The organism is Pseudomonas sp. SDO5532_S415, assembly GCF_054071155.1.
The window spans coordinates 1-2,759 of sequence record NZ_JBSVWS010000320.1; the positions used below are offsets into that span (position 1 = coordinate 1).

Genomic DNA, 2,759 nt, shown 5'->3' on the forward strand with positions numbered 1-2,759 from the left:
CCGCCGACATTCTGCTTGTAAGGCAGACGCTCTCCCAGCTGAGCTAATCACCCTTCACGTTCGGTGTGGCGCGCATTCTACGGAGCGACCCTACCTCTGGCAAGCACTTTCTTAATTAATTTTTTCATGCCTTCCAAAGGCTTAGAGAAGGGTTGGCCTATGGCACACGGAGGACAATAATGCCCGCCTTTGTATAAAGGAGAGACTCACCCCATGTGGTTCAAAAACCTGCTTATCTATCGCCTGACCCAAGATCTGCCTGTTGATGCCGAGGCGTTGGAAACTGCACTGGCCACCAAACTGGCGCGCCCATGTGCAAGCCAGGAGTTGACCACCTACGGTTTCGTCGCACCGTTCGGCAAGGGCGAAGATGCCCCGTTGGTGCACGTCAGCGGCGACTTCCTGCTGATCAGCGCGCGCAAGGAAGAACGCATCCTGCCGGGCAGCGTCGTCCGTGACGCGGTGAAGGAAAAGGTCGAAGAGATCGAAGCCGAGCAAATGCGCAAGGTCTACAAGAAGGAACGCGACCAGATCAAGGATGAAATCATCCAGGCCTTCCTGCCGCGCGCCTTTATCCGTCGCTCGTCGACCTTCGCCGCCATCGCGCCGAAACAGGGCCTGATCCTGGTCAACTCGGCCAGCCCGAAGCGCGCCGAAGACCTGCTGTCCACCCTGCGCGAAGTGATCGGTACGCTGCCGGTGCGCCCGCTGACTGTGAAGATGTCGCCGACCGCGACCATGACCGAATGGGTCACCACCCAGAAAGCCGCGGACGATTTCTTTGTGCTGGACGAGTGCGAACTGCGCGACACCCACGAAGACGGCGGTATCGTGCGTTGCAAGCGTCAGGACCTGACCAGTGAAGAAATCCAGCTGCACCTGAGCACTGGCAAAGTGGTCACCCAGCTGTCGCTGGCCTGGCAAGACAAGTTGTCCTTTGTCCTCGACGACAAAATGGTGGTCAAGCGCCTGAAGTTCGAAGACCTGCTGCAAGACCAGGCGGAACAGGACGGTGGCGATGAAGCCCTCGGCCAGCTGGATGCCAGCTTTACCTTGATGATGCTGACCTTCGGCGACTTCCTGCCGGCACTGGTTGAAGCGTTGGGCGGGGAAGAGACTCCACAGGGGATCTAAAGCCTACCGGTTCTCCTGTGGGAGCGAGCCTGCTCGCGAAAGCGGTCTGTCAGTCGACAAAAATGTTGTCTGAAATGACGCCTTCGCGAGCAGGCTCGCTCCCACATTTCTTTTTGCGGTGTTACTCAAAATTAAGGATCAGGCCATGCGCGCACTGGCTGCATTGAGTCGTTTTGTCGGCAACACCTTCGCCTACTGGGTACTGATTTTCGCCGTCGTGGCGTTCCTGCAACCGGCATGGTTCATCGGTCTCAAGGGCGCCATCGTGCCGCTGCTGGGGTTGGTGATGTTCGGCATGGGCCTGACCCTCAAGCTCGAAGACTTCGCCGAAGTCGCCCGCCATCCGTGGCGCGTGGCCCTGGGCGTAGTTGCCCATTTCGTGATCATGCCCGGCGTGGCGTGGTTACTCTGCCAGGTGTTCCATTTGCCACCGGAGATCGCCGTCGGCGTGATCCTGGTCGGCTGCTGCCCAAGCGGCACCTCCTCGAACGTGATGACCTGGCTGGCACGCGGCGATCTGGCATTGTCGGTGGCTATCGCCGCCGTGACCACCCTCCTCGCTCCGCTGCTGACACCGGCGTTGATTTGGCTCCTGGCTTCGGCCTGGCTGCCGGTCTCGTTCATGGAGCTGTTCTGGTCGATCCTGCAAGTGGTGCTGCTACCGATCGTGCTGGGCGTCGTGGCCCAACGCTTGCTCGGTGACCGGGTTCGCCACGCGGTAGACGTATTGCCCTTGGTGTCGGTGGTGAGCATCGTGATCATCGTCACCGCCGTGGTTGCCGCCAGCCAGGCGAAGATTGCCGAGTCCGGCCTGCTGATCATGGCCGTGGTCATGTTGCACAACAGCTTTGGTTATCTGTTGGGCTACTTCACCGGGCGTCTGTTCAAGCTGCCATTGGCCCAGCGCAAATCCCTGGCCCTGGAAGTCGGCATGCAAAACTCCGGGTTGGGTGCTGCGTTGGCCAGTGCGCACTTTTCGCCATTGGCGGCGGTACCCAGCGCGTTGTTCAGCGTCTGGCACAATATTTCCGGAGCCCTGCTGTCGACGTATTTCCGCCGTATGAGCGAGAAAGAAGATCGCAAAATCGGCGGCCGGCAGGCCACCGACTGATCCGCGATCTTGATCCAAAAACTTGATCCCCGGATTAATGCTGTGCACTCTATTGCGCAACGCGGGGACGACCCTGCGGCTCGATCGAGTCATTAATCTGGGGACGACCCCGTCAATCGATGGAGGTCTTTGATGTCCTGGATCATTCTGTTTTTCGCCGGCCTGTTCGAAGTCGGCTGGGCCGTCGGCCTGAAGTACACCGACGGTTTCACCCGTCCGCTCCCCACCGCCCTCACCGTCGCGGCCATGGCTGTCAGCCTTGGCTTGCTGGGCCTTGCCATGAAGGAACTGCCACTGGGCACGGCCTATGCGATCTGGACCGGTGTGGGTGCCGTGGGTACGGTGATTGCCGGGATCATTCTGTTTGGGGAATCGATGGCGCTGGTGCGGTTGGCCAGTGTGGCGTTGATCGTGACCGGTTTGGTTGGGCTCAAGGTTAGCGCTTAGGCCACTTCCGCTTTCGCGAGCAGGCTCGCTTGTATGTTTAGACTTGAAGGGGTGGGCGGGACTAAAA

At 59.7% G+C, this 2,759-nt stretch carries 3 protein-coding genes; all 3 read left to right on the forward strand.

All coding sequences use genetic code 11. The features are described 5' to 3' along the window. Nucleotides 1–213: 213 nt before the first annotated feature. Nucleotides 214–1,134, forward strand: coding sequence for a recombination-associated protein RdgC (gene rdgC / locus ACW9HW_RS29695; RefSeq protein WP_008060875.1), 921 nt, complete (start codon nucleotides 214–216; stop codon nucleotides 1,132–1,134). Between the two features lie 145 nt (nucleotides 1,135–1,279). Continuing rightward, nucleotides 1,280–2,245, forward strand: a complete 966-nt coding sequence (locus ACW9HW_RS29700) for a bile acid:sodium symporter family protein (protein WP_457402898.1) — start codon at nucleotides 1,280–1,282, stop codon at nucleotides 2,243–2,245. Nucleotides 2,246–2,377: 132 nt separating this feature from the next. Continuing rightward, nucleotides 2,378–2,692 carry a quaternary ammonium compound efflux SMR transporter SugE gene (gene sugE, locus ACW9HW_RS29705; RefSeq protein ID WP_095195608.1) on the forward strand — a complete coding sequence of 105 codons (315 nt, stop codon included), beginning with the start codon at nucleotides 2,378–2,380 and terminating at the stop codon, nucleotides 2,690–2,692. Nucleotides 2,693–2,759: the final 67 nt, after the last annotated feature.

Coding starts and splice junctions, on each gene's coding strand:
- rdgC (WP_008060875.1), top strand. CDS start 214: ATGTGGTTCAAAAACCTGCTTATCTATCGCCTGACCCAAGATCTGCCT.
- ACW9HW_RS29700 (WP_457402898.1), top strand. CDS start 1,280: ATGCGCGCACTGGCTGCATTGAGTCGTTTTGTCGGCAACACCTTCGCC.
- sugE (WP_095195608.1), top strand. CDS start 2,378: ATGTCCTGGATCATTCTGTTTTTCGCCGGCCTGTTCGAAGTCGGCTGG.